A 25,713-nucleotide genomic window follows, 5' to 3' on the forward strand; every position below is an offset into this window, starting at 1 on the left:
TCGTTATCTTTTAGAAACCTTTGCCTACACCGCTGCGGCACCGCTCACAATCTCACTAATTTCTTGTGTGATTGCAGCTTGACGCGCTTTGTTATATATCAGTTGCAACTCATCAATTAAGTCGCCAGCGTTGTCGGTTGCTGCCTTCATGGCAACCATTCGCGCAGCCTGTTCTGACGCCGCGTTTTCTACAACACCCTGATACACCTGAGACTCAATGTAACGTACCATCAATGCTTCCAAAATTTCTTTTGGATCTGGTTCGTAAATGTAGTCCCAACGATGCTTATATTCTTCGTCTTCAGACTTTGGCAAAGGCAATAACTGATTGATCACAGGGCTCTGTGTCATGGTGTTGACGAAGTCATTAAATACCAAGAAAACTCGGTCTAATTTGCCTTCGTCGTAAGCTTTAAGCATTACACGTACAACACCTACTACATCGCTCGCAGACGGCTTATCACCCAATCCAGATTCAGCGGCAAGCAAAGTGCCACCAAAACGGTTGAAGAAGGAGCACGCTTTTGAACCTAATGCAGCGAAGTCCACTTCTACACCTTGGTCACGCCATTTTTTGACGTCCTGAGTGACAAGCTTAAATTCATTACTGTTTAAGCCACCACACAAGCCTCGGTCAGTGGAAATCACAATGTAGCCGACGCGCTTAACTTCACGCTCTTCCAAATAAGGATGGCGGAACTCAAGGTTACCGTTAGCAATGTGACCAATCACTTTTAGCATGTTTTGCGCATATGGACGGCCAGAGGCCATACGTTCTTGCGCCCGTTTCATTTTGGACGCAGCAACCATTTCCATTGCACTGGTAATCTTTTGAGTATTTTTAATACTCCCAATCTTACCTTTTATTTCTTTACCGCTGGCCATGACTATTTCTCCGATTACTCAACGTGAAGCCGATGGTGTTTACACATCATCGGCTGCATTGATTACCAAGTTTGTGTCGCTTTAAATTGTGTTAAAGCGTCAGCTAACTTAGCGGCGATTTCGTCGTTGAAGTTACCAGTTTCGTTGATAGTCTTCATAAGGTCAGCGTTTTCGCTGTTCATGTAAGAATGAAGAGCAGCTTCAAAATCTAAGATTTTGTTAAGCTCTACGTCCTTAAGGAAACCTTTTTCAACCGCGAACAATGATACGCCCATATCTGCAATAGATAGTGGTGCATATTGTTTCTGTTTCATTAGCTCTGTTACGCGCTCACCGTGCTCAAGTTGCTCACGGGTTGCATCATCAAGGTCAGATGCGAACTGCGAGAATGCCGCCAATTCACGATACTGAGCAAGTGCAAGACGAATACCACCGCCCAACTTCTTGATAATTTTAGTTTGCGCAGCACCACCAACACGAGATACCGATACACCAGCGTTAACCGCTGGACGGATACCTGCGTTAAACAAGTCAGTTTCTAGGAAGATCTGACCATCTGTAATCGAGATTACGTTGGTAGGTACGAAAGCAGATACGTCACCAGCTTGCGTTTCGATAATTGGAAGCGCAGTTAATGAACCGGTTTTGCCTTTCACTTCACCGTTTGTATAACGCTCAACGTATTGTTCGTTTACACGAGCAGCACGTTCTAGCAAACGAGAGTGAAGATAGAAAACGTCACCAGGGTATGCTTCACGACCAGGAGGACGCTTAAGTAGCAATGAAATTTGACGATAAGCAACAGCTTGCTTAGACAAATCATCATATACGATTAGCGCATCTTCACCGCGGTCACGGAAGTATTCGCCCATAGTACAGCCAGAGTATGGTGCAAGATATTGCAATGCAGCAGACTCAGACGCAGAAGCTGCAACGATAATGGTGTGACCCAATGCATCGTGCTCTTCAAGCTTACGTACCACGTTAGCGATAGTAGAAGCTTTCTGACCAACCGCTACGTACACACATTTAATGCCTGTACCTTTTTGGTTGATGATAGCGTCAATTGCCATTGCGGTTTTACCACACTGGCGGTCGCCGATGATAAGTTCACGCTGACCACGACCCACTGGGATCATGGCATCAACTGACTTATAACCAGTTTGGATTGGCTGATCTACTGATTGACGCTCGATTACACCAGGTGCAATCTTTTCAACTGGCTCAAAGCCAGCTGCATCAATGGCGCCTTTACCGTCGATAGGCTCACCAAGTGTGTTTACAACACGACCTAGTAGGGCATTACCAACAGGTACTTCAAGAATACGGCCTGTAGATTGTACTTTTACGCCTTCCTGTAAATCCGCATATGGACCCATTACAACCGCACCTACAGAGTCTCGCTCAAGGTTTAGTGCAATAGCGTAGCGGCTTCCAGGAAGCTCAATCATTTCACCTTGCATTACATCGGCAAGGCCATGAATGCGGATAATACCGTCAGTAACTGCGACGATAGTACCTTCATTGCGTGCTTCACTGCTTACATTGAACTGTTCAATTCTTTTCTTGATCAGTTCAGCAATTTCAGTGGAATTAAGTTGCATGCTCTTATCCCCGTTATGCTTGCAACGCGTCTGCTAGACGGTTCAATTTCGATTTTACGGAACCATCTATTACTGTATCGCCGGCTTTAATAACCATTCCAGCGATCAGGTCAGGATTCACGTTACAATTAAGCTTCACTTTACGTGCCAAACGTTTTTCCAACGATGCAACCAAATCGGTTTTCTGTGCATCGTTCAGCGCAGAGGCTGAAGTTACGTCTACTTCAATTTCTTTGTCGTAATCAGCTTTAAACGCATCAAACACATTTGAAATTTCAGGCAACGCGGCTAAACGTTTATTTTCAGCCAGTACCTTTACAAGGTTCTGGCCATGATCATCGAGTTGCTCACCACAAACATTGATGAAAACGTCAGCTAGAGTATCTGCAGCTACTGCGCCAGATAACAACTGATGCATATCATCGTTTTGTGCTACTGCACCTGCAAAGGTCAGCATTTCTTGCCACTTCGCAATGGCATTCTTCTCGACGGCGAAATCGAAAGCTGCTTTAGCGTAAGGACGAGCAACGGTTGTCAATTCAGACATGGCTCATCTCCCTCTTAAAGCTCAGCGACAAGTTTTTCAACAATGTCGTTTTGTGCGTTAGCATCAATTTCACGTTGTAAGATTTGCTGTGCGCCAGCTACTGCTAATGCAGAAACTTGCTTGCGCAAATCTTCTTTGGCACGATTGCGTTCAGCTTCAATTTCGGTGTAGCCAGAAGCAATAATCTTCTCGCGTTCTGCATGGCCTTTTTGCGTTTCTTCGTCAACCAACTGGTTGGCGCGCTTTTTGGCTTGCTCGATAATTTCGGCTGCTTGCGCTTTCGCATCTTTCATTTGCTCAGTGGCTTTCGCTTGAGCAAGTTCTAAGTCTTTCTCTGCCCGTTCAGAAGCTTCAAGCCCATCGGCTATTTTCTTCTGACGTTCTTCAATCGCTGCCATCAGCGGTGGCCACACATATTTCATGCAGAACACCACGAACACAGCGAAGGCGATTAATTGACCAATAAAAGTGGCGTTAAAATTCACAATCGCCCCTCCTCTAAAAGTTCGCTAAAAAAGTGTGTAGTAAAATTAGGCACCAACAGCGAACAATAGGTATAGAGCGATACCAACACCGATCATCGCGATAGCGTCAATAAGACCTGCTACGATGAACATCTTAACTTGAAGTTGAGGTGCTAGTTCAGGTTGGCGAGCAGCAGATTCTAGGAATTTACCACCCAGCAGACCGAAACCAATAGCGGTACCAAGGGCACCAAGACCGATCAGTAGTGCAACTGCGATGTATAACATGTACGTCTCCGATTTAAGTTAAATTTAAAGTTAATGTTAAAAGTAGAACTCGGTTATTAACCGCGCCGGTCAATCCAGGTATTACCAGCGCGGATCAATGCTTACTAGTGGTCTTCACACGCCAAGCTTAAGTACACGATGGTTAGCATCATGAAAATAAACGCTTGTAGAGGGAGAACCAAAATATGGAATACAGCCCACATAAAGTGTAAAGGTAACTGGAAGTAACCAATGGTGGCTATCAAGATAAAGATTAGCTCACTGGCGTATAAGTTACCGAATAAACGCAGTGCTAATGAAAGCGGGCGTGCAAGTAAGGTAACTGATTCCAGAATAAAGTTTACTGGGATGAATACAGGGTGACCGAACGGTTGCATAGTAAGTTCTTTCGCAAAACCGCTGATGCCCTTCATTTTAATTGAATAGAAAAGAATGAGGATGAACACGCCAGACGCTAATGCAAACGTTAGGTTAAGGTCAGTAGTAGGCACAGCCTTCATGTAAACATCATGAGGGTCCATACCGAACGCATGCTGACCCACAAGACCGGCAATCCAAGGAATAAGGTCAACTGGCACTAAATCCATCAAGTTCATTAATAAAACCCAGACGAAAATAGTTAGTGCAAGTGGCGCAATTAGCGCGCTTCTTCCATGGAAGGTACTTTTCACGTTGTCGTCAACGAACTCAATAACCAATTCCACAAACGCCTGCATTTTACCAGGAACGCCAGTAGTGGCTTTCGAAGCTACGCTTCTAAAAACAACAAGAAATAGTATGCCAAGGCCAATTGACCAGGCCAGTGTGTCGACATGCCACGCCCAAAAACCTGCATCAGAGCATGCTTTGTTAAAAGCAATTCCGTTGTCGGTTGAGCACATGGTGGCATTGGTCAAGTGGTGCTTGATATATTCTGAGGTAGTGTATTCAGATGCCATTGTTTAACCTAAGTTGTAAAGTGTAAAAATTGGTGACTGGTTCCAGTACATATTCGTAAGCAAGTATTCAGTAGTTATTTATTAATCGTTATTGTTTGACTACTTCGTACCATAACGGAACATGGCCAGTGTATGACTGGCGGTTGTAACGACATAGGCCACAAAAACTTCTAGCGGCGAGGCATTTAGGCCTGCAAATGTCACTACAAATAAAATGATTGTCAGTGCCAGTTTCAATTTTGAACCTTGGCTAAAACTTTGGGCAACAAGTTCGTTTTTACTTGCACCAGCATATTTAAATGCAAACCCTGAAAATATGGCTGTTGGCAGTATGCTTATCACTGCGCCAGCAGCGGCTGATATTGCAGAATGTTGCCCTGCGATAATCCCCGCCAAAAGGGTTATTACTAGTGCCGTGACTACCTGAACCAGAATGCCTTTTTTGGCAATAAATAATCCGTGTTCAGCTAACTTGTTTTTCACGTTGCCCTACTGCTTGTTCATGTCTAACGAAAAGCGTCAGAAGTATACTGTTTTACCGACATTTTTCAACAGTACATCGCATTTTGAAAGCTATTCTGAAAATATTCTAACGCTATAACCGGAAAGGAGGCTGTCCACAGCCGAAGCTTTAGGAATGAATGATCGCAATATTTATGCTAACTTCCTTTCAGCACAGAAATATAACCTATTGAATTTTAGTTATTATTCCGTCTAACTGTTGTAAATCGTCGAAGCTAATGACTAATTTACCTTTCCCTTTTGCGTTATGGTCTATTGTTACCGGCGCCCCTAAATTTTCTGAAAGTCGGGTCATAAGGTTTTGCACATCAGGATCAATTTGCTTCTCTTGCTTCGGTTTTTCTGGTTCAAGTAGCTTTTTGACCAGCTTTTCTGTATCACGAACCGTTAAACCTTTACCCGAAACAACATTTGCCGCTTCTGATTGCTGATTGCCATCAAGGGCTAGTAATGCGCGCGCATGACCCATTTCAATATCACCATGCTCAACTAGCAACTTAACGTCATCATTAAGATTGTTAAGGCGAAGCAAGTTAGTCACGGTTGTACGAGATTTACCCACAGCTTCAGCAACTTCTTGGTGGGTTAAGGAGAATTCATTCATTAGACGGTCTAATGCTTGCGCCTCTTCCATCGCGTTTAAATCTTCACGCTGAATATTCTCAATTAGTGCGATGGCAACCGCGGCCTCATCAGGTACATCTTTAACAAGACAAGGTACTTCATCCAATTGCGCAAGTTGCGATGCACGCCAGCGACGTTCACCCGCAATAATTTCGTACTTGTTGTCGTCAACTTTACGAACAACAATGGGTTGAATAACACCTTGGGCACGAATAGAGGAAGCAAGGTCTTCAAGGGCATCAGGTGACATGTCTTTGCGAGGCTGATACTTGCCAGGCACAAGAAATTCTATAGGTAATTTACTAAGTTCGCTTTGTGTAGCTTCTGTCGCCGCAGCATCTGTTTCTCTTTGCGACGTCGATTGACTGGTTGCTAATAGCGCATCCAAACCGCGACCTAGCCCTCTTTTTCTTGCTGACATATTTCCCTCAATGGCCTATTTGCTGATATGCATTACGCTTTATTATAATTTAACTGGCTTTCGCCTGACTTGGCGCAGATTTATCACGACGACGAAGAATTTCACCCGCCAATGCTAAATATGCTTTAGCCCCTGTAGAAGACTTATCGTAGTACATCGCCGGTGTACCGAAACTTGGCGCTTCAGCTAGGCGCACGTTGCGCGGAATGACAGTACGATATACTTGCTCACCAAAGTGACGTTTAAGCTGTTCGGAAACGTCGTTGGCAAGGCGATTACGAGGGTCGTACATAGTACGCAATACCCCTTCAATCTTCAATTCAGGATTTACCACTGATGCGAGTTTTTGAATGGTATCCATTAACGCCGTTAACCCTTCGAGTGCGTAATATTCACATTGCATCGGTACCATGACTGAATCAGCCGCAGCTAATGCATTCACCGTAAGTTGGTTTAGTGAAGGAGGGCAGTCAATAAAGATAAAATCGTAGTAATCAAGAACAGGTTTTAACGCATTTCTAAGACGTACTTCACGGGCAAACATTTCCATCAACTTAATTTCAGCTGCCGTCACGTCACCGTTCGCAGCCACTAAATCAAATTTACCCGCTGTATTTTTTACAATAACATCGTTGATAGGTTGTTCTTCGATAAGCAATTCAAACGCGGTAGCGTGAACATCGTATTTGTCGACGCCGCTTCCCATGGTTGCGTTACCTTGTGGATCAAGATCAATCAGTAGCACTTTACGTTTTGTTGCAGCCATTGATGCTGCAACATTCACTGCAGTAGTGGTTTTACCCACACCACCTTTTTGATTCGCGATCGCGATTACCTTTGCCACAATAAGTCCTGTTATGCCTTTTTAATCCAAACGAGGTGTCGTTCGCCCACCAGATTCGGAACAGTGAGACTTTCCGTTTTGATCACCTGATAGTGATCACTCACTTCTTTTAATTCGTCTTCTGGAAACTGCCCTTTAAGTGCAAGGAACTGCCCGTCTGAATTTACCAGATGTTGGCACCAGTGCAACATATCTTTTAACGAAGCGAACGCTCGGCTAAGTACTATATCATACGGTTGCGCTGGGGTATGTGCTTCAACACGACTTTGAACAGGCGTCACATTAGATAATTTGAGGGCATGGACACATTGGGTCATAAACCGAACGCGCTTACCCAAACTATCTAGTAACGTAAACGCCGTATCGGGAAACGCAATCGCAAGTGGCATACCTGGCAAACCCGGGCCTGTGCCTACGTCACTGATGTGTTTGGCCTCATGTTTAGCTAAATATGGATATATCGCTAATGAGTCCAAAATATGTTTTACCATCATTTTTTTCGGATCACGCACCGATGTCAGGTTGTACGCTTTGTTCCATTTATCAATCAATAATACAAAGCCCACTAGCTTTGCTTGCTGATCATCGCTTAATTGAAGTGATTGTGCCGCAAGGCCCGAGGCCAGTATTTCGTGTAATTCTTGCTCTATACTCATAAATTGAAATCTGCTTAAGCGCTTAATTTATCGTGTTTTCTTAACATGCCGTGCTTTTTCAAATACACCAAAAGCAAGGAAATAGCGGCCGGTGTAATTCCAGAGATGCGCGACGCTTTACCTATGGTTTCAGGTCTCGCTTCTGTGAGTTTCGCTACCACTTCGTTTGATAAACCAGAGATCTTAGTAAAATCGAGATCAACCGGTAACAGTGAATTCTCGTGACGCTGTGTTTTGGCTATTTCGTCCATTTGACGGGCAATATAACCAGCGTATTTAATTTGGATCTCAACTTGTTCTGCCGCAATGGGATCGGTTAAACCAGGCCCAATACTTTCAATCTCCATCAATTGACGATAGGTCATTTCAGGTCGACGTATCAGTTCTTCTAGCGAATGCTCTTTGCTTACTGGCGTTTTAAGCAGGGTGTTAAGTGCTGGCGTAGCACCATGATCTTTATGTACCCATTGACCGCGCAGGCGTTGCAATTCACCTTCAACCGCTTCCATCTTAGTGTTGTATGCCGCCCAACGTGCATCATCTACCAAACCTATCTCACGACCTAGCGCGGTTAGGCGGCTATCGGCGTTATCTTCTCGAAGCAGTAATCGATATTCTGCACGGCTTGTAAACATACGGTAAGGTTCTTTCGTTCCCATGGTTGCCAGGTCGTCAATCAATACACCCATGTAGGCTTGATCGCGACGCAAAATAAGCGGATCTTTTTCTTGTGCTTGAAGCGACGCATTTGCGCCAGCAATTAGGCCTTGTGCACCCGCTTCTTCGTACCCGGTTGTGCCATTAATTTGGCCAGCAAAAAACAAACCTTTGATAAATTTATTTTCTAAAGTTTGTTTCAAATCTCTAGGATCAAAGAAATCATATTCAATCGCATAGCCTGGACGAACAATATGCGCGTTCTCAAAACCTTTGATTGAGCGTACAAGATTCATTTGAATATCGAAAGGCAAGCTTGTTGAAATACCATTTGGGTAAACCTCAATGCTATTTAACCCTTCTGGCTCAACAAAAATTTGATGCGAATCTTTGTCTGCAAAACGAGTGATCTTATCTTCAATGCTTGGGCAGTAACGAGGGCCAATACCTTCAATTACGCCAGTGAACATAGGAGAGCGATCAAGTCCGCCTCGAATAATATCATGTGTTTTTTCGTTAGTGTGCGTGATGTAACACGGGATCTGTTGTGGATGCATTTCACGGTTGCCCATGAACGAAAATACCGGTGTTGGGTTATCACCAGGTTGTGCCTGCATCACACTAAAATCTAACGAACGGGCATCTAATCGTGCAGGTGTACCGGTTTTTAAGCGGTCTACACGAAACGGTAAGGCACGTAAACGATCTGCGAGGGCTATCGAAGGGGGATCGCCTGCGCGTCCACCACGATAGTTCTCAAGGCCTATGTGAATCGTGCCGCCTAAGAAGGTTCCTACTGTGAGTACCACGGTTTTGGCTTTAAATTTTAGCCCCATTTGGGTAACCACACCAGTCACCTGATCGTTTTCAACGACAAGATCGTCAACGCTTTGTTGAAACAACGTGAGGTTTTCTTGGCTTTCTACAATTTTACGAATGGCTTGGCGGTAAAGGGTTCTGTCAGCCTGAGCACGCGTTGCTCGTACAGCTGGTCCTTTGCTTGAATTTAGCGTTCTAAACTGAATACCACCTTGATCGGCAGCCAAACCCATTGCACCACCAAGTGCGTCAATTTCTTTTACCAAATGACCTTTGCCGATCCCACCGATCGCTGGGTTACAAGACATCTGTCCAATGGTTTCAATGTTATGAGTTAACAGTAAGGTGTTTGATCCCATGCGAGCAGCAGCTAGCGCAGCTTCTGTTCCAGCATGACCACCACCGACTACGATGACATCAAATGCTTGGGTGTAATACATATCGAACCTCACTATTAACGTAAATGGAGTAACTTTTTTCTTTTCTGTACAAGTCGAAAAAAGGGCGCGTATTTTAGCTGACTTATTGCATAAAGAAAATGGTTAAATTTTCTTCAATGCTGTTGCTCATTTCTTTTCGACCTGGCTCTATTGATCTTAAGATCTTATATAGATCTGTTTATTTTTATTATTATTAGGATCAGCAAGATCTGTTAGTAACCCTTTAAAGCAGTTTCAGATCATGAAGTTACACGATCTAAAAGGTTGTGTAATACAGATCGATAACCCCCTCATAATCTTGTGTATAAACCCCTTAGTTATCCACATGGGCAATTGTGAATAAAGTTACTCATTCTTCAGTAAGAGCTTATACACAGTGGTTTGTAGGATCCTATCCACAGCACTGATCAAGATGTGATCGCATTGGGGATAAAATGTTGGTTAATACTACTGTTAGATCGTTAACTAAGCATAGAATATGGCTTTCAGAGCGATCTAACTGTGGATGAGATCTTTCCACAATTTTTGAGTGGATCATATGATCACTCATTATCTTTTATTATGTGATCAGGAAAATAATTGAAAATTTATGGAGTAAACAGAAAAAATCAGTGCCACAAGGGAGTAATGATCATTATTAATGACACCCTTTTAGAGAATTACGAGGGGGATTTTAATGATCTTTTAACGCTTACTGCCTGTGGGTTTTGGTTTAGCGTACCTGATTAGGTTGATATCTTGGTGTGATATTCTGTGCTTCGGCTTCATCTTGGGTTAAGCCTTCACGTCTACTTGGCCCTTGAAATCGTACTTTGTAAGTATCGTATTCTTTAACTGACTCAAAGCAATAGCGCCCCATAGCGTGTTCTAGTTCGCTTAAACTATGGTTGGTGATTAAGATACAGTTCTTTTTATTCACCAATCGTTGGCGTAATAAGTTACCCAACCAGCTTTGGGTATTCTTTTTAAGTACGGTTTCATTCACACACACTTCATCAAGAATGAGTAAATCGACTTCTAGTAGTTCTTGGTTTGCTTCTCTAAATTTCTGGCCTATGTTGTCTGTGGCACTAAAATCGTAAGAGGAATAACGCATTTCCAATAGGGTTGAAAGTTGCCTATATAATACGGATATCTCATATTGCTCTATGAGTTGATGCGCGATCGCGCCTGCAATATGAGACTTACCTCGGCCATAATCACCATAAAATAACATCATGTGTGAACCGCTTTGGCGCCAGGCTGGATCATCGTGAGCTGCAATGAACGACTGAGCAATAGATACGGCTTCAATAACATCGTCACTGTCTTCAATTAAATTAGCGAATGTCCATTTTGGATTTAGATCAGAACGCCCATGAATGGCATCTACACGTGCTTTTTTAGAGCGCTGTTGTAGTTGACCAACCTCTTGGTTTGCTTGGTTCTCATATTGCTTTCTAAGCGTTGCGTAATCGATATATTCATCATTAGGCTCTGAAGGCTTGTTAAGTGCCTTTGCAAGATTCGCAATTTTGTCTGTAATTCGATCCATAGCGTTAGTTCTTCTTTGTCAATGTGGCGTATTTTTCCACCAGCTTTCTTGCATTATCATCCGCTTCGATACCAGCTGCAACTTTCACTTGCTGATTTCCTACTTTTCTTACGGGGGAATAACCTGCAGCTACCCGCTTATGCTTTATATTGTGAGCAAATTTCTGTGTCCACTGAAACTCACTTAATATAGTGGTTGGTCTGCCCAGCCAATAGGAAATGAATTCACCAACTTCATTTTCATCATATTCTGTGTCAATAATGCCTAGTAGCGAGGCCATCTCTAAGAACAGATCCTTGTTTGGTTTCCAGTCTGCTGAAATAGCAAAGTGAGATTTATGCAAGGTATCAAAGTTTGATTGTGCATTGTTTATCAAAGGAAGAAGTAGGGCTTTACCATTAATGGAGTGCTCTAAATCCAACGCTTCTGGAAGCGCCACCAGTCCAACAAGTTCAAGCTGCTTTAAAAGGCTATTAATTTGCCGGCCACGTTGATAGGGAGTGTCTTTATGCTCTCCGTTTAACATCGACAGTAAGAATTTATAATCAATAGCAGCACTTGCTGTTGATGCTGTATTGGCGGTTGGGCGTAAGCCAAGTAAGTAAAGTACGCGGCAATCGTTGGATAGCGGCGATTGCAGTACCGCGAGTTCTGCTTGCGTTAGCGTTGTACTCATGCAGTTTCCAGCATTCGTTCAAACCACATTACCGCTTCATCTTCCGGTATAGGATGCTCCAAAACATCTATTAAATGGGCTGATGCCTCTAATGTAGCACCTCGTGATTTTAATAGATTTTCCATCATAAGAGCACCGAAACAATACGTGTCATAACTGGTATCTCCTAACCCAATAATAAACGCGTTCACCTTGGATAAATCAGCAGTTTCTAGTGCTTTAGCAAACGGTTTAATGTTATCGGGTAACTCTCCGGCTCCGTGTGTCGATGTGCAGACAATCCAATTGGGTTCGTCTTTTACGTCTTCTAATGTAGGCGTGTTATGGATAGTTACAGTATTCCCCATATTAATCAATGATTTCGCCAATGCATCGGCGACGTACTCAGATGCGCCGAGCATAGAGCCCACGATAATGGAATAATGTTTACTCACTTTCTACCTACCTTAGCCATCAAAATGTTTATGTGCCGTACTTGCTATTGCTCACTCTAGCCTGCTATTTGTTCGGCTTTTTACCATGATAAAAGATTGTCTTGGGATTACAAAGAAAAGTCGAGAACCACCCTAATAATTTAACGATAGCATTTAGATATAAGGTTTTATTTATATTTATATGCAAATTGGTCGTTTATTGTTCACAGTGCTGTCATATTGTGTAATTATTTTGATGACACCGAGTATGTCGAAAAAAAAAAAGAGAAAATAAAATAATGAATAAAAATATAGTTCGCACAATAGGTGTAATGACGTTAACGCTTCACGCATTTGCTTTTGCCGATGTGGTGAATGGCGATTTTGAAAGCTGGAGCAATGGCGTTCCCAATAGTTGGGATACCATTGACTCAGGTATAGAGGTTTCTCAATCTAATAGTATTGTTTACAACGGCGATAGTGCTGCGGCGATTACGGTAAATACCACAACGCAAGGCTCTACCGATTTTAGGCAGTCAGTTGATGTAGTCAGTGGTGAGTCATACACTTTTAGTGTGTGGGTTTATCATACAGAGGGTGGCGTATCTGCGCGTCTTTACGTAGATGGTTACCAAGGTTATTCGACACCATCAAATACTGGGCAGTGGCAAGAATTAAGCTACGCCTATACCGCTTCTAGTACTTCATCTATAGACATAGGACTGAGGTTCTATGATCAGTCATCATTTGACGGGTCTGAACTCGTGTACGTTGACTTATTTTCGCCAACAGACAGCACAAGTGAGGAGCCGGGAGGAGAAACCTGCGAGTCTAATTCAGGTTCGTTCTCTCTCGTTACCGATAACTATGGTAGTGAGACTAGTTGGACTATTACCAATAGTGCAAACGCTGTGGAATATCAAGGTAGTGGTTATGAAAGTAACACCACCTATAGCGAATCGGTATGTCTCACTGACGACACTTACACATTAACAATACAAGACAGTTACGGTGATGGCATTTGTTGCAGCTTTGGCTCAGGCAGTTATTCGTTAACATTTGATAACGTTACCGTGGCGAGTGGTGGTGAATTTACGTCTTCAGAAGCTACTACCTTCACGCTAGGAAATAGCGGCGATAATGGAGGAGGTGACGGAAGCGGCGGTAATAACGATACATCAGACTATTATTCAAATGCGTCAGGTATGACAGGTTATTCATTAAAGACTGCACTTTACAATATTATTAAAGGGCACAGCTCACAGTCATATGGTGACCTTTGGACGTTTTATGTTTCTTATGGCCTAGATAGCTATTATGAAAACGATGGCAGTATATTGGATATTTATTCTGAACTTCCTTCTTCTAACGACCCTTATAGTTTTACTTCTAGTAGTGATCAATGTGGAAACTACTCTGGAGAAGGCGATTGTTATAACCGAGAGCATTCCTTTCCTCGTAGTTGGTTTGGTGGCGCTGTAGCACCAATGAATACAGATATTCATCATGTATTTCCAACCGATGGATATGTGAACTCTAAGCGCAGTAGTTACCCTTATGGGGAAGTGGGCAGTAGCACATTTACCTCTCAAAATGGCTCACTATTAGGTGCAGCGGTTTCCGGTTTAGGCTATTCCGGTACGGTATTTGAACCTATTGATGAATTTAAAGGCGATATTGCTCGCGCTTATTTTTATATGGCTACACGATATGAAGATGTCATCAGTTCATGGGAATCTAATAGTAGCTATGGTGATGCGGTGCTTAATGGAACAAGTAGCCAAGTTTTTGAATCATGGTTTTTAACAATGTTGTTAAATTGGCATCAACAGGACCCAGTTAGTCAAAAGGAAATTGATAGAAATGAGGCTGCTTATAGTTTTCAGTCGAATCGAAATCCGTTTATTGATAATCCTGGTTATGTGAATGACATTTGGGGGAACTAGATTGGTTGGGTCGCCAGAGACTCTCTGGCGACCTATTACTTACCGATACAGAAAGATGAAAATATCTTTCCAAGTAAATCGTCTGAGGTGAATTCACCGGTTATTTCACATAATGACTGATGGGCTAAACGAAGTTCTTCTGCAAGTAGTTCGCCGGCCATAGCATCGTGAAGTTGTTGTTCGCCTATTACTACATATTCGTAGGCTTTTTCCAACGCATCGAGATGACGTCTTCTGGCGATGAATTGCCCTTCAGTGGTGGTGTCGAAGCCCATGGTTTTGGCTAAATGATCCCGTAGGGTATCTATACCGTCACTTTGTTTTGCCGAAATATTAATAACGGGCATCTCGCCATGCTCTGTTTTTACTTGATTCAAGCCAACTTGCAAGTCGCTAAGATCCGCTTTATTTTTGATTACCGTGGTAGGGATACCTTGTGGTAAGCGAGCCATAAACTCAGGCCAAATTTTATAAGGATCTGCCACATCGGTAGTGGTTGAATCAGTGACAAAAAGTACGTGATCGGCTTCGCTAATTGCTTGCCACGCCCGTTCAATACCAATCTGTTCTACTTTGTCAGGGCTATCACGAAGCCCGGCGGTATCAATGATGTGCACCGGCATGCCGTTAATGTGAATATGCTCTTTTAATACATCTCGGGTCGTGCCTGCAATTTCGGTGACAATGGCACTGTCTCGGCCTGCTAATGCATTAAGTAAACTTGATTTACCCGCATTAGGACGCCCGGCAATAACCACCTGCATCCCTTCTCTGAGCAGGCTTCCCTGCTTTGCTTGATCTCTCACCACTTGAAGATGCGCAAGTATGGCGGCTAAGTCACCAGATACTTTGCCATCAGATAAGAAATCAATTTCTTCTTCAGGAAAGTCGATAGCGGCTTCAACGTACATGCGTAGATGAACAATTTGGTCGGATAAGGTTTGAATTTGGGTTGAAAATTCGCCCTGTAACGAACGTAGCGCGCTTCTTGCCGCTTGTTTAGAGCTGGCATCAATTAAATCAGCAATCGCCTCAGCTTGCGCTAAATCGAGCTTATCATTAATGAATGCTTGTTCACTAAACTCACCTGGATTAGCTAATCGTGCTTTACCAGTGGAAAGCACAGTATCAATGAGCATATCCATCACAACTTGGCCGCCATGACCTTGTAGTTCTAATACATCTTCGCCCGTAAATGAATTAGGCCCTTTGAAGAATAGCGCGATACCTTGGTCGATAACGTTTTGTTGACTATCGACAAACGGGGTATAGGTCGCCAATCTTGGCGTTAGCGGTGTGGGAACTAATACTTCAGCGATAGCTTTTGCGCATGGACCTGAAACCCGCACTATTCCAACACCACCGCGCCCAGGGGCAGTGGCTTGAGCGGTAATGGTATCGGTTGTGATGATATGTGAATCCATATTTTAGTCGCGAAAGTTCTTAAATTGAAAAGGCTGACCTAAATCTGATGATTTGACCAAGGCCATAGCTTGTTGTAAATCGTCACGCTTTTTACCCGTTACTCGAAGTTCTTCACCTTGAATAGCCGTTTGTACTTTAATTTTCGCGTCTTTAATTATTTTTACGATCTTTTTGGCAATGGGCTGTTCTATGCCTTCTTTGAATGCGATAGTTTGACGATAGGTTTTCCCATTCGCATCAAACGGCTTTACATCTAAAAACGACGTATCTAGGTTTCGTTTAGAGCATGCGGTTCTAAACATGCTTTCCATTTGCTGTAGCTGGAATTCAGCTTCCGCTTTCATCACCACGGTTTTCTCTTTGTATTCAAAGCTCGCTTCAATACCGCGAAAATCGAAACGTGTGGCAAGTTCTCGGTGTGCGTTTTCAGTGGCGTTGCGCACTTCTTCCATATTGATTTCAGACACAATATCAAATGATGGCATAGTTAATTTATCCTCGTAGACAAAACAGCCCGCAATTGGCGGGCTGTTTATTATAAAAGAAATAGACGTTGCTATTTAATTCCCCGCTTCTCCATAGAAGCATATATCATTTTGGCTTGTACTAACGTAATGATGTTACTCACCAACCAGTATAATACTAGACCTGCAGGGAACCATAAGAAGAACACACTCATAGCCACAGGCATAAACTGCATTATCTTTTGCTGCATAGGGTCAGTAATTGTTGTCGGTTGTAATTTCTGCAACAAGTACATACTTGCGCCCGTTAATATAGGCAATACAAAGTATGGGTCTTTCACTGATAAGTCAGTGATCCACAATGCAAAATCTGCATGGCGTAATTCAACACTTTCCATTAACACCCAATAGAGCGCTAGGAAGATAGGCATTTGAAGTACGAGCGGTAAACAACCACCCATTGGGTTAACTTTTTCTTTCTTGTAAAGCTCCATCATCGACTGAGACATTTTTTGTCTGTCATCGCCAAAACGGTCTTTAAGTTGTTGCATTTTAGGCGCTAGGTTACGCATGCGAGCCATAGATTCGTACTGCTTCTTAGTCAGCCAGTACATTGCCCCTTTCACTACGATAGTAATTAAGATGATGGCCACACCCCAGTTATTCACTAAGCTGTGAAGGAACGTAAGCAAAGAAAACAGTGATTGCGATATCCACCATAGAATGCCGTAATCGACGGTTAAATCTAATCCGCGGGCGATCTCTTTTAACTTGTCTTGATCTTTTGGACCCATATAAAGGGTGCTAGACAACGTTTTTGCTTCGCCGGTATTAACCATTGCCGCAGGCATCAATACACCGATAACCGCGTATTGATTTGAAATATTGCGCGAGTAAATGGTGTTAACTTGATCTTGTGGTGGTACCCAAGCAGAAACAAAATAGTGCTCTAGCATACCAGCCCAGCCAGCCTTGGTCGTTTCACGCAACTTGTCATCGGCAATATCATCAAACGTGTATTTTTGATAACGGTCTTCTTCGGTTGAATACGCTGCGCCGCGATAGGTAGGCATAAACATGTTGCCGTCGTCTTCCGCGTCGATGACTTGCTTAAGCTGTGCGTATTGCTGCACATTAGCCGCAGCACCAGAATTATTTTCTACGGTGTAATTTACCGCAACTTCATAATGGTCTTTTTTGAAGATAAACGTTTTGGTAACAGAAAGTCCTTGGTCGTTTTTCCACACCAAAGGCACTTCTAGGCTGTCACCGGTCATTTCATAAAAATTGGTATCGGTACGATAAACAGGGCGACCGCTACTGCTAGCATCAGGTCCGTTAGCACCAATAAGACCACTTTGCGCTACATACAGGCCATTACCTGAACGTAATAGGCTATAAGGTTCTTCTGAGCCTTGGGTAACTGGAAACTTCAATAAGTCGGCGGTAATAACGTCGCCACCTAATAAATCGATGCGAAGGTCTAAGCCATCAGTTTTAACTTCGATAATGCGGTTAGCATTTGATGCGCTAGCCATTGGTTTAGCCGCTGGAACGCTATCACCAGTAGGCACATCTTCAGATTGTGCATCATCAAATGATGGTACACCTTGTGATACCTGTTCGGCTTGCTCTGTTTGTACTTGCTGTACAGGTTGAGGTCCGTATTCTTTTTGCCATTGTTGCCAAAGCAAAAAGCTGACCAGCGCCAGGCCAATTATCAGAAAACTACGTTGCGATTCCATATAGGTCTCTTTATTTTGAGTGTTTATCTTGTTGTTTTTCCGGTACTGGGTCGTAACCACCGGCATGCAAAGGATGGCATCTTAATATGCGTTTGATTGATAGCCAACCGCCTTTTACTAATCCATGTGTTTTTAATGCTTCAATAGCATACCAAGAACATGATGGATGAAAACGACAGCGTTGTCCTAAAATAGGAGATATAAACCATTGATACAGTTTTATGAGTATCAGTGGTAGCGCGATTAAGACGCGTTGCAACGTTTGGCTAATTTTTTCCATAGCTTATCCATCGTTGCGAAAATCTCTTGATTGCTCAGTTTGTCAGCACCAGATTTACCAATTACGATAATATCCACATTTGGAAGGTCATGTTGCTTATGGCGAAAACTTTCACGAATTAAGCGTTTTAAACGATTTCGGTCGTGAGCTTTACGAATGCGCTTTTTGGCAAGTGTAATGCCTAAACGTGGGGATGGTAGAGTATTTGTTCTTGCAAGGATGGTAAACGAGGGAGATACAGCTGGAATTGCATTATCAAACACATAGGTAAAGTGGGTGGGAGTTAACAGACGTAACTCCCGTGAAAAATGATTTTCGCCCACTTTAGGTGCTTTCTACTTAAGCTTAAGCAGAAAGACGAGCGCGGCCTTTTGCACGGCGAGCTGCTAGTATTTTACGACCATTTTTAGTCGCCATACGTGCACGAAAACCGTGAGAACGCTTACGCTTCAAATTGCTCGGTTGAAATGTTCTTTTCATGACCAAAGTCTCACTTATATTTAATTAAACATAGGCGTTTTTGGTAAACACTTTATTCTGTTGCCAGAATAAGTTGTGCTTATCACCAGAAAAGCCCATCGAAAAAGGACGCTGAATTCTAGAGATCTCGGGGGCTACTGTCAATCAATAATCCACTATTTCGGTAGAAATTGTGAACAACGTTTACTGAAGAGGCTTAAATGCTAATCAGTCGCCATAATTTTAACTGTGAATAAGCTGGTCATAATAACCATTTTATCCACAGATTTTTAATTTTTAAGTCACTATGAACGGTTTTTAGCCTATGTTCTTATTCAATTATGCGTATTTTAATTCTTAATTTAACTAAATTAAGCACATTTTCGAATAAGGAGTCTTCTGATTTAAATCAATGGTTTATAAAATTGATCCTGATGATCTTCAAAGATCGCCATTTACTTTTTGTTGATAAAGTAAGATAATCCACAGCTATTAAAATGATAAAACAATTTCTCGCTGCTACCCAACAATATACATCCGCCTAATTTTCTTCCTGGCGCGCATCTCGGTGCCTGTTTCTTTGTATTGGTTGTTATTTGCGAGTTACCGGAGCTAAGTAACTTACATGTCTTTATGGAATCAATGTCTTGAACGTTTGCGTCAAGAATTACCCACGCAACAATTTAGTATGTGGATCAGACCTTTGGTTCCTCAAGAGGAAGAAGGTGTTGTAGCCTTATTTGCCCCTAACCGTTTTATTCTTGATTGGGTAAGAGATAAGTATCTCGATAACATTACTGGGTTATTGCGGGAATTTGCAGGTCCAAACGCACCTCAGTTACGCCTTGATGTTATGAGTAGGGAAAGCTTAAGCCGCAGTAGAGCTGCTGCTTCAGCTACGCCGCAGCAATCCCAAAGCCAAAATCAGGGTCACAGCGAGAAGCAGAGCTTCAGCGAAAACCAAGGCCAACCGGCTCATCAATCGTATAACCAAGCACCTAGTCAGCTATATAACCCATATTCAGGGCGATCATCCGGAAATATGGCAGGTCAAGCGGGAAACGATCAGCAATCTATTGATAATAATAACAATAGTGCGTCGTCACCTGTACAGGCGAGTGCTCGCTCTGCTACGCCTCAAACAGGTTACAGTCAACAAAGTCATTCTACGTCTACTCATGATAACAGACAGTATGATCAACGAAGTGCTGGATCTAACACTATGCGATCAGCACCTCAACAGCCTAAAGTGATCCCGATCCCGGAAGCTGCTAAGCATAAAAGTAATATCAACCCGACTTATCAGTTTGATAACTTCGTTGAAGGTAAATCTAACCAATTAGCTCGAGCAGCAGCCACTCAAGTGGCTAATAACCCTGGTAGTTCTTATAACCCGTTGTTTATTTATGGCGGAACAGGTTTAGGTAAAACTCACTTATTGCATGCTGTTGGTAATGGTATTGTCGCTAATAACGAAAATGCCAAAATCGTGTATATGCATTCTGAGCGCTTTGTTCAAGATATGGTTAAGGCACTTCAAAATAACGCGATAGAAGACTTTAAACGCTTCTACCGCTCAGTGGATGCTCTATTAATTGATGACATTCAATTTTTTGCGAATAAAGAACGCTCTCAAGAAGAATTCTTCCATACCTTTAATGCGTTACTTGAAGGTAATCAACAAATCATTCTCACGTCCGATAGATACCCTAAAGAAATTGACGGGGTAGAGGACCGCCTTAAGTCTCGTTTTGGCTGGGGGCTAACCATTGCTATTGAGCCACCTGAATTAGAAACTCGTGTCGCTATTTTAATGCGAAAAGCTGCCGAGAACCGAATTCAGTTACCCAATGAAGTTGCTTTCTTTATCGCTAAGCGTTTGCGTTCGAATGTTCGCGAACTGGAAGGCGCGTTGAACCGAGTGATTGCTAACGCTAATTTCACCGGTCGTCCGATAACCATCGATTTTGTACGTGAAGCCCTAAGAGATTTATTAGCGCTTCAAGAAAAATTAGTTACGGTTGATAATATTCAGAAAACTGTGGCAGATTATTATAAGATTAAAGTTGCTGACATTTTATCTAAGCGAAGAAGTCGAAGTGTTGCAAGGCCCAGACAAGTGGCGATGGCATTAGCGAAAGAGCTTACCAATCACAGTTTGCCTGAGTTAGGAAATGCCTTTGGTGGACGAGACCATACAACGGTACTTCATGCTTGCAGAAAAATAACGCAGCTTAGAGAAGAAAGTCATGATATAAAAGAAGACTATAAGAACCTCATTCGGACTTTGTCTTCCTAAAAAATGACCTTTAGAGGCGAGATAGCACAGCAATGAAATTTAGTATAAGCCGCGAACAATTTTTACAACCCCTTCAGCTGGTATCGGGGGCTGTAGAGCGTAGACACACATTACCTATTCTCTCGAATGTGCTCATTAAAGTTAGTGAAGACGCACTATGGCTAACGGGTACAGATTTAGAGGTTGAACTCATTTCTAGCGTTAAGTTAGAAGGGGAGTTCACCGAAGGCGAAATCACCGTTCCTGCCAAGAAACTCTTCGATATTATTCGAGGTATTTCTGAAGGTACCGATATTCATTTTTCTTTAGATGGTAACAAAGCGCTGATCAAAGCAGGGCGTGGTCGTTACACACTTTCAACGTTATCAGCCAACGATTATCCAAATCTAGAAGATTGGGAAGGCGAAGTTGAGTTTGAAATTACGTGTAGCGATATGAAACGCCTAATTGATTCAACGAGCTTTTCAATGGCACAGCAAGATGTCCGCTATTATCTAAACGGCATGTCGTTAGAAACGGAAGAAAATATTATTCGCACCGTCGCCACTGACGGTCACCGTCTAGCACTTTGTCGTTTAAGCTACGAAACAACACTTCCTGCCCGACAAGTTATTATTCCTCGCAAGGGGGTGCTTGAAATATCGCGTTTAATAACGGAAGACGATAAATCATTAAAAGTACAAATTGGTGCAAACCATTTACGTATTTTTTCAAACGACTTCATCTTTACATCTAAACTTGTAGATGGCCGATTCCCTGATTATCGTCGTGTATTGCCTCAAGATGGTGATAAAGAAATTATTGCCAGTAAAGCGGTATTGAAAGACGCTTTTTCACGTGCAGCTATTTTATCTAATGAAAAGTTTCGTGGCGTTCGGTTAAATCTTTCTTCGGGTGAACTGAAAATTACAGCAAACAATCCAGAGCAAGAAGAAGCCGAAGAAATTGTAGATGTAAATTACCAAGGCGACGATTTAGAAATTGGGTTTAATGTAGCCTATCTTATTGACGTATTGAACTCGCTAGGTTCTGACGATGTAAAAATTAGTTTGTCCGACTCTAACGCAAGTGCATTAATTGAAGATGCAGCTGACGATGCTGCACTTTATGTCATTATGCCAATGCGTTTGTAGTTATTAATACAATCCATTGGTTATCGGTGTTGGTGGTAGCGGTCATTCGTTACCTTCCATCGCCGTTTATCTTTTATCATCGTGATTTTTACCGAGTCTTCTTATGAAACTGGACAAGGTCCAGCTTACGAACTTCCGTAACATTTCTTCTGCAAGCCTTTCACCTTCTCCAGCGTTAACAATTATTCGCGGCGTAAACGGTAGTGGAAAGTCGTCTCTTGTTGAATCTATTTTTTATTTAGGTTTTGGCCGCTCATTCCGAACGAATAAACACACATCTGTTATCAAAACGGGGGAAGAGGAGTTTAGTGTATTTGCAAGCTGCAGAAACGAGAATAGTGAATCTTTAAACGTAGGCTTTCAGCGGCGAAGAAACGATACATTCACGTGTAGTATTAACGGAGAACATTCTAATAAGCTTTCTGATTTAGTGAGCTTAGTGCCAGTTCAACTCTTTACACCGCAAAGCACGGACCTTATTTTGGGTTCACCTTCTGAGCGTAGACGGTTTTGTGATTGGGGATTGTTTCACGTGGAACACAGCTTCCAATTGTTGTCTGTGCAATTTTCGAAGTTCCTAAAGCATCGTAATGCTTTATTGAAACAACAATCCGATTTGTTGGCAACGCAAAATCAGTATTGGGAGCAGTGTTTTTTAGAACGGGCGGAAGCTTTGTCGCGCAAACGAGAAGAATATATTTCGAAATTGACGCCTATATTTAAAAAATATGCGACAACATTTCTACCAGAGTATGAAGTTTCACTGAATTACTACAAAGGTTGGGAAAAAGATGCGTCTTTAGCAGAAAGCTTAGTTAAAAAACGTGAGTATGATGGTAAAATAGGTCATACAACTTCTGGCCCCCACAAGGCTGATATTAAGCTAAAAGTGAATGGGGTTAATGCCCAAGAGTTATTATCTCGTGGGCAGCTTAGAATGGCTGTTGCGGCGCTGCAAATGGCGCAAACCGAACTATTTAATACTTTAACTGACAGGAAAAGTATCTTCTTGTTAGATGATGTAGGCGCAGAACTTGACGCCGATAAACGTGAGTTATTTATAGACGGGCTGTTAGATATGGATACGCAGGTTTTCGTTACTGCAATTGAATCTTCGCAGCTTGAATTCATACAAAAATATAACGAAAAGAAAATGTTTCACGTGGAACATGGAAGCGTGAAAGAGGAGTAAAACCTAGTATGTCAGAACAGAATAATTACGACTCGTCCAGTATCAAGGTACTTAAAGGATTAGACGCCGTACGAAAGCGTCCTGGTATGTATATCGGTGACACGGACGATGGTACAGGACTTCACCACATGGTTTTCGAGGTTGTTGATAACTCGATAGATGAAGCTTTGGCTGGACACTGTTCAGAAATCGTTGTGCAAATACACACAGATGGCTCTGTTTCTGTATACGATGACGGTAGAGGAATTCCCACCGCAGTGCACGAAGAAGAAGGCGTGTCTGCGGCTGAAGTTATTATGACAGTTCTGCATGCTGGCGGTAAGTTCGATGATAACTCTTATAAAGTATCTGGCGGACTACACGGTGTTGGTGTTTCAGTAGTAAACGCATTATCGAGTAAATTGAAGCTTCGTATTCGCCGTGAAGGCAAGACACACGAACAAGAATATCAACATGGTGTTCCTCAATCACCTTTGGCTGTCATTGGTGAAACTGATAAAACAGGTACTAGCGTTCGCTTTTGGCCAAGCTCAGATACCTTTACCAACACATTATTTCACTACGATATTCTAGCTAAACGTTTAAGAGAGTTATCTTTTCTTAACTCTGGTATTTCAATTCGATTGAAAGACGAGCGAGACGGTAAAGAAGATCACTTCATGTACGAAGGCGGAATTAAAGCTTTCGTTGAATACTTGAATCAAAAGAAAACACCTGTTCACCAGAAGGTTTTCCATTTTACGCATGAACAAGAAGATGGTATTTCAGTAGAAGTATCTATGCAGTGGAATGATGGTTTCCAAGAAAATATCTACTGCTTTACCAACAACATTCCTCAAAGGGACGGTGGTACTCACTTAGCCGGTTTCCGTGGTGCGTTAACAAGAACGCTTAATAACTACATGGAAAAAGAGGGTATGAACAAAAAGGCCAAAACTAACACGAGCGGTGATGATGCGCGTGAAGGTTTAACGGCTGTTGTATCAGTGAAAGTTCCTGACCCTAAATTCTCTTCTCAAACTAAGGATAAGCTGGTTTCATCAGAAGTGAAAACAGCAGTTGAATCAGCAATGAACGAAAAGCTTGCTGAGTTCTTACTTGAGAACCCTGCCGAAAGTAGAATTATTGCAGGCAAAATTATCGATGCTGCACGGGCTCGTGACGCAGCACGTAAAGCACGTGAAATGACTCGCCGTAAGGGTGCGTTAGACTTAGCTGGCTTGCCAGGTAAGCTTGCTGATTGTCAGGAAAAAGACCCTGCACTAAGCGAACTATATATAGTGGAAGGAGACTCTGCTGGCGGTTCAGCCAAGCAGGGACGAAACCGTAAGAACCAAGCTATTCTTCCACTTAAAGGAAAAATATTAAACGTTGAGAAAGCACGTTTTGACAAAATGCTTTCTTCACAAGAAGTTGCCACACTGATCACTGCACTAGGTTGTGGTATTGGACGCGACGAATATAACCCAGAAAAACTACGTTATCACAGCATCATTATCATGACGGATGCTGATGTGGATGGCTCGCACATTCGTACATTGCTACTGACATTCTTCTATCGTCAAATGCCAGAAATCATTGAGCGTGGTTATATTTATATTGCACAGCCGCCGCTTTATAAAGTGAAAAAGGGTAAGCAAGAGCAGTATTTGAAAGATGATGATGCGTTAACGGCATACCTGACCTCTATCGCAATTGATGGTGCATCTCTGCATACTAGTGATGATGACCCAGGTATAAGCGGTGTAGCGTTAGAGCAATTGGTAACTTTATATCAATCAGCAGAGAAGATGATTACGCGCATGAAGCGCCTAATGCCATCATCTATTCTTTATCGAATGATTTATACGCCTACATTGAATCTAGAAGATTTAAAAGATGAAAGTACGTTAGCGAACGTGGCTGAGCACTTTGTAGCGCAGCTTACTGAACGTGAAAATGATGGCGCAACTTATCGTTACGAAATTCGCAGAGACATTGAACTCAGTGAGTTTTATATCACCATTATTATGCGTATGCATGGTATTGATTACGAATACGTAATTGGTCACGACTTTATTGAGTCTACTGAATATCAGCGTCTTAAAGAGCTTAATTTAGCGATTAACGACATGATGAGCGCAAATGCGTTTATACAACGTGGTGATCGTAAAATGCCGGTAGAGTCATTTAAAGAAGCACTAGATTGGTTAATGAGTGAAGCTAAACGTGGTCAGTACATTCAACGCTATAAAGGGCTAGGTGAGATGAACCCAAGTCAGCTTTGGGAAACAACCATGGATCCTGAAGGCCGTAGAATGCTTCAAGTGAAAATTGAAGATGCCATTGCGTGTGATCAATTGTTTACTACGCTAATGGGCGACCAAGTAGAACCAAGACGAAACTTCATTGAAGCTAACGCCTTAAGAGTAGAAAACTTAGACGTGTAATCTAGTTAA

General features: G+C 42.4%; 25 protein-coding genes. 5 read left to right on the top strand and 20 right to left on the bottom strand.

The window, feature by feature from the left end; translation table 11 throughout:
• Nucleotides 1-24 precede the first annotated feature (24 nt).
• The 14 genes from atpG to FLAVO9R_RS20180 all read right to left on the bottom strand — a co-directional run bounded on the left by atpG (nt 25) and on the right by FLAVO9R_RS20180 (nt 12,353).
• Nucleotides 25-885 carry a F0F1 ATP synthase subunit gamma gene (gene atpG / locus FLAVO9R_RS20115; RefSeq protein ID WP_013786811.1) on the bottom strand — a complete coding sequence of 287 codons (861 nt, stop codon included), beginning with the start codon at nt 883-885 and terminating at the stop codon, nt 25-27.
• Between the two features lie 62 nt (nt 886-947).
• Complete coding sequence (atpA, locus tag FLAVO9R_RS20120) at nt 948-2,489, bottom strand: F0F1 ATP synthase subunit alpha (protein ID WP_013786812.1); 1,542 nt, start codon at nt 2,487-2,489, stop codon at nt 948-950.
• A gap of 13 nt (nt 2,490-2,502) precedes the next feature.
• Nucleotides 2,503-3,036 (bottom strand): F0F1 ATP synthase subunit delta, encoded by a 534-nt coding sequence (gene atpH / locus FLAVO9R_RS20125; protein WP_159534239.1) that lies wholly within the window; start codon nt 3,034-3,036, stop codon nt 2,503-2,505.
• A 14-nt stretch (nt 3,037-3,050) separates the two neighbouring features.
• Nucleotides 3,051-3,521, bottom strand: coding sequence for a F0F1 ATP synthase subunit B (gene atpF / locus FLAVO9R_RS20130; protein ID WP_013786814.1), 471 nt, complete (start codon nt 3,519-3,521; stop codon nt 3,051-3,053).
• A 45-nt stretch (nt 3,522-3,566) separates the two neighbouring features.
• Complete coding sequence (gene atpE, locus FLAVO9R_RS20135; protein ID WP_012520222.1) at nt 3,567-3,788, bottom strand: F0F1 ATP synthase subunit C; 222 nt, start codon at nt 3,786-3,788, stop codon at nt 3,567-3,569.
• A 104-nt stretch (nt 3,789-3,892) separates the two neighbouring features.
• Complete coding sequence (atpB, locus tag FLAVO9R_RS20140) at nt 3,893-4,726, bottom strand: F0F1 ATP synthase subunit A (RefSeq protein ID WP_013786815.1); 834 nt, start codon at nt 4,724-4,726, stop codon at nt 3,893-3,895.
• 99 nt (nt 4,727-4,825) lie between these two features.
• Entirely contained in the window at nt 4,826-5,209 is a 384-nt protein-coding gene (locus FLAVO9R_RS20145) for an ATP synthase subunit I (protein WP_159534241.1), read from the bottom strand.
• A 205-nt stretch (nt 5,210-5,414) separates the two neighbouring features.
• On the bottom strand, nt 5,415-6,293 hold the full coding sequence (locus FLAVO9R_RS20150) for a ParB/RepB/Spo0J family partition protein (RefSeq protein WP_159534243.1): 879 nt from the start codon (nt 6,291-6,293) through the stop codon (nt 5,415-5,417).
• A gap of 49 nt (nt 6,294-6,342) precedes the next feature.
• Nucleotides 6,343-7,137, bottom strand: a complete 795-nt coding sequence (locus FLAVO9R_RS20155; protein ID WP_013786818.1) for a ParA family protein — start codon at nt 7,135-7,137, stop codon at nt 6,343-6,345.
• 11 nt (nt 7,138-7,148) lie between these two features.
• On the bottom strand, nt 7,149-7,793 hold the full coding sequence (gene rsmG, locus FLAVO9R_RS20160) for a 16S rRNA (guanine(527)-N(7))-methyltransferase RsmG (RefSeq protein WP_159534245.1): 645 nt from the start codon (nt 7,791-7,793) through the stop codon (nt 7,149-7,151).
• Between the two features lie 14 nt (nt 7,794-7,807).
• The gene (gene mnmG / locus FLAVO9R_RS20165; RefSeq protein WP_159534247.1) at nt 7,808-9,709 is read right to left on the bottom strand and encodes a tRNA uridine-5-carboxymethylaminomethyl(34) synthesis enzyme MnmG; all 1,902 of its coding nucleotides are present in this window, start codon (nt 9,707-9,709) and stop codon (nt 7,808-7,810) included.
• 712 nt (nt 9,710-10,421) lie between these two features.
• Nucleotides 10,422-11,243: an ATP-binding protein gene (locus tag FLAVO9R_RS20170; RefSeq protein ID WP_159534249.1), complete on the bottom strand. Its 822-nt coding sequence runs from the start codon at nt 11,241-11,243 to the stop codon at nt 10,422-10,424.
• Nucleotides 11,244-11,247: 4 nt separating this feature from the next.
• Entirely contained in the window at nt 11,248-11,919 is a 672-nt protein-coding gene (locus FLAVO9R_RS20175; protein ID WP_159534251.1) for a DnaT-like ssDNA-binding domain-containing protein, read from the bottom strand.
• Nucleotides 11,916-12,353 (bottom strand): flavodoxin domain-containing protein, encoded by a 438-nt coding sequence (locus FLAVO9R_RS20180; protein WP_159534253.1) that lies wholly within the window; start codon nt 12,351-12,353, stop codon nt 11,916-11,918. Before FLAVO9R_RS20180 ends, FLAVO9R_RS20175 begins: the two co-directional genes overlap by 4 nt.
• Nucleotides 12,354-12,631: 278 nt before the next feature.
• Here FLAVO9R_RS20180 and FLAVO9R_RS20185 point away from each other — a divergent pair, with 278 nt between their 5' ends.
• Nucleotides 12,632-14,278: an endonuclease gene (locus FLAVO9R_RS20185; RefSeq protein ID WP_159534255.1), complete on the top strand. Its 1,647-nt coding sequence runs from the start codon at nt 12,632-12,634 to the stop codon at nt 14,276-14,278.
• Between the two features lie 35 nt (nt 14,279-14,313).
• On the opposite strand, the gene mnmE is transcribed toward FLAVO9R_RS20185, so the two are convergent.
• The 6 genes from mnmE to rpmH all read right to left on the bottom strand — a co-directional run bounded on the left by mnmE (nt 14,314) and on the right by rpmH (nt 18,672).
• A complete protein-coding gene (gene mnmE / locus FLAVO9R_RS20190; RefSeq protein WP_159534257.1) occupies nt 14,314-15,702 on the bottom strand; it encodes a tRNA uridine-5-carboxymethylaminomethyl(34) synthesis GTPase MnmE in 1,389 nt (462 codons plus the stop codon).
• Between the two features lie 3 nt (nt 15,703-15,705).
• Complete coding sequence (locus tag FLAVO9R_RS20195) at nt 15,706-16,188, bottom strand: YajQ family cyclic di-GMP-binding protein (protein ID WP_159534259.1); 483 nt, start codon at nt 16,186-16,188, stop codon at nt 15,706-15,708.
• A 71-nt stretch (nt 16,189-16,259) separates the two neighbouring features.
• Entirely contained in the window at nt 16,260-17,912 is a 1,653-nt protein-coding gene (gene yidC / locus FLAVO9R_RS20200; RefSeq protein ID WP_159534261.1) for a membrane protein insertase YidC, read from the bottom strand.
• A 10-nt stretch (nt 17,913-17,922) separates the two neighbouring features.
• Entirely contained in the window at nt 17,923-18,171 is a 249-nt protein-coding gene (yidD, locus tag FLAVO9R_RS20205) for a membrane protein insertion efficiency factor YidD (protein WP_159534766.1), read from the bottom strand.
• Complete coding sequence (gene rnpA / locus FLAVO9R_RS20210) at nt 18,156-18,515, bottom strand: ribonuclease P protein component (protein ID WP_013786828.1); 360 nt, start codon at nt 18,513-18,515, stop codon at nt 18,156-18,158. The genes yidD and rnpA overlap by 16 nt, the downstream gene beginning before the upstream one ends.
• Before the next feature lie 22 nt (nt 18,516-18,537).
• Nucleotides 18,538-18,672 carry a 50S ribosomal protein L34 gene (gene rpmH / locus FLAVO9R_RS20215; RefSeq protein ID WP_049791785.1) on the bottom strand — a complete coding sequence of 45 codons (135 nt, stop codon included), beginning with the start codon at nt 18,670-18,672 and terminating at the stop codon, nt 18,538-18,540.
• Nucleotides 18,673-19,276: 604 nt separating this feature from the next.
• On the opposite strand from rpmH, the gene dnaA reads away from it, so the two are divergent.
• The 4 genes from dnaA to gyrB all read left to right on the top strand — a co-directional run bounded on the left by dnaA (nt 19,277) and on the right by gyrB (nt 25,704).
• Nucleotides 19,277-20,950, top strand: a complete 1,674-nt coding sequence (gene dnaA / locus FLAVO9R_RS20220) for a chromosomal replication initiator protein DnaA (protein WP_159534263.1) — start codon at nt 19,277-19,279, stop codon at nt 20,948-20,950.
• A 32-nt stretch (nt 20,951-20,982) separates the two neighbouring features.
• Complete coding sequence (gene dnaN / locus FLAVO9R_RS20225; protein ID WP_159534265.1) at nt 20,983-22,083, top strand: DNA polymerase III subunit beta; 1,101 nt, start codon at nt 20,983-20,985, stop codon at nt 22,081-22,083.
• Nucleotides 22,084-22,186: 103 nt separating this feature from the next.
• Nucleotides 22,187-23,275, top strand: a complete 1,089-nt coding sequence (gene recF / locus FLAVO9R_RS20230) for a DNA replication/repair protein RecF (protein ID WP_159534267.1) — start codon at nt 22,187-22,189, stop codon at nt 23,273-23,275.
• Between the two features lie 8 nt (nt 23,276-23,283).
• On the top strand, nt 23,284-25,704 hold the full coding sequence (gene gyrB / locus FLAVO9R_RS20235; protein ID WP_159534269.1) for a DNA topoisomerase (ATP-hydrolyzing) subunit B: 2,421 nt from the start codon (nt 23,284-23,286) through the stop codon (nt 25,702-25,704).
• Nucleotides 25,705-25,713: the final 9 nt, after the last annotated feature.

The organism is Alteromonas sp. 38, assembly GCF_902506055.1.
GTDB lineage: Bacteria > Pseudomonadota > Gammaproteobacteria > Enterobacterales > Alteromonadaceae > Alteromonas > Alteromonas lipotrueae.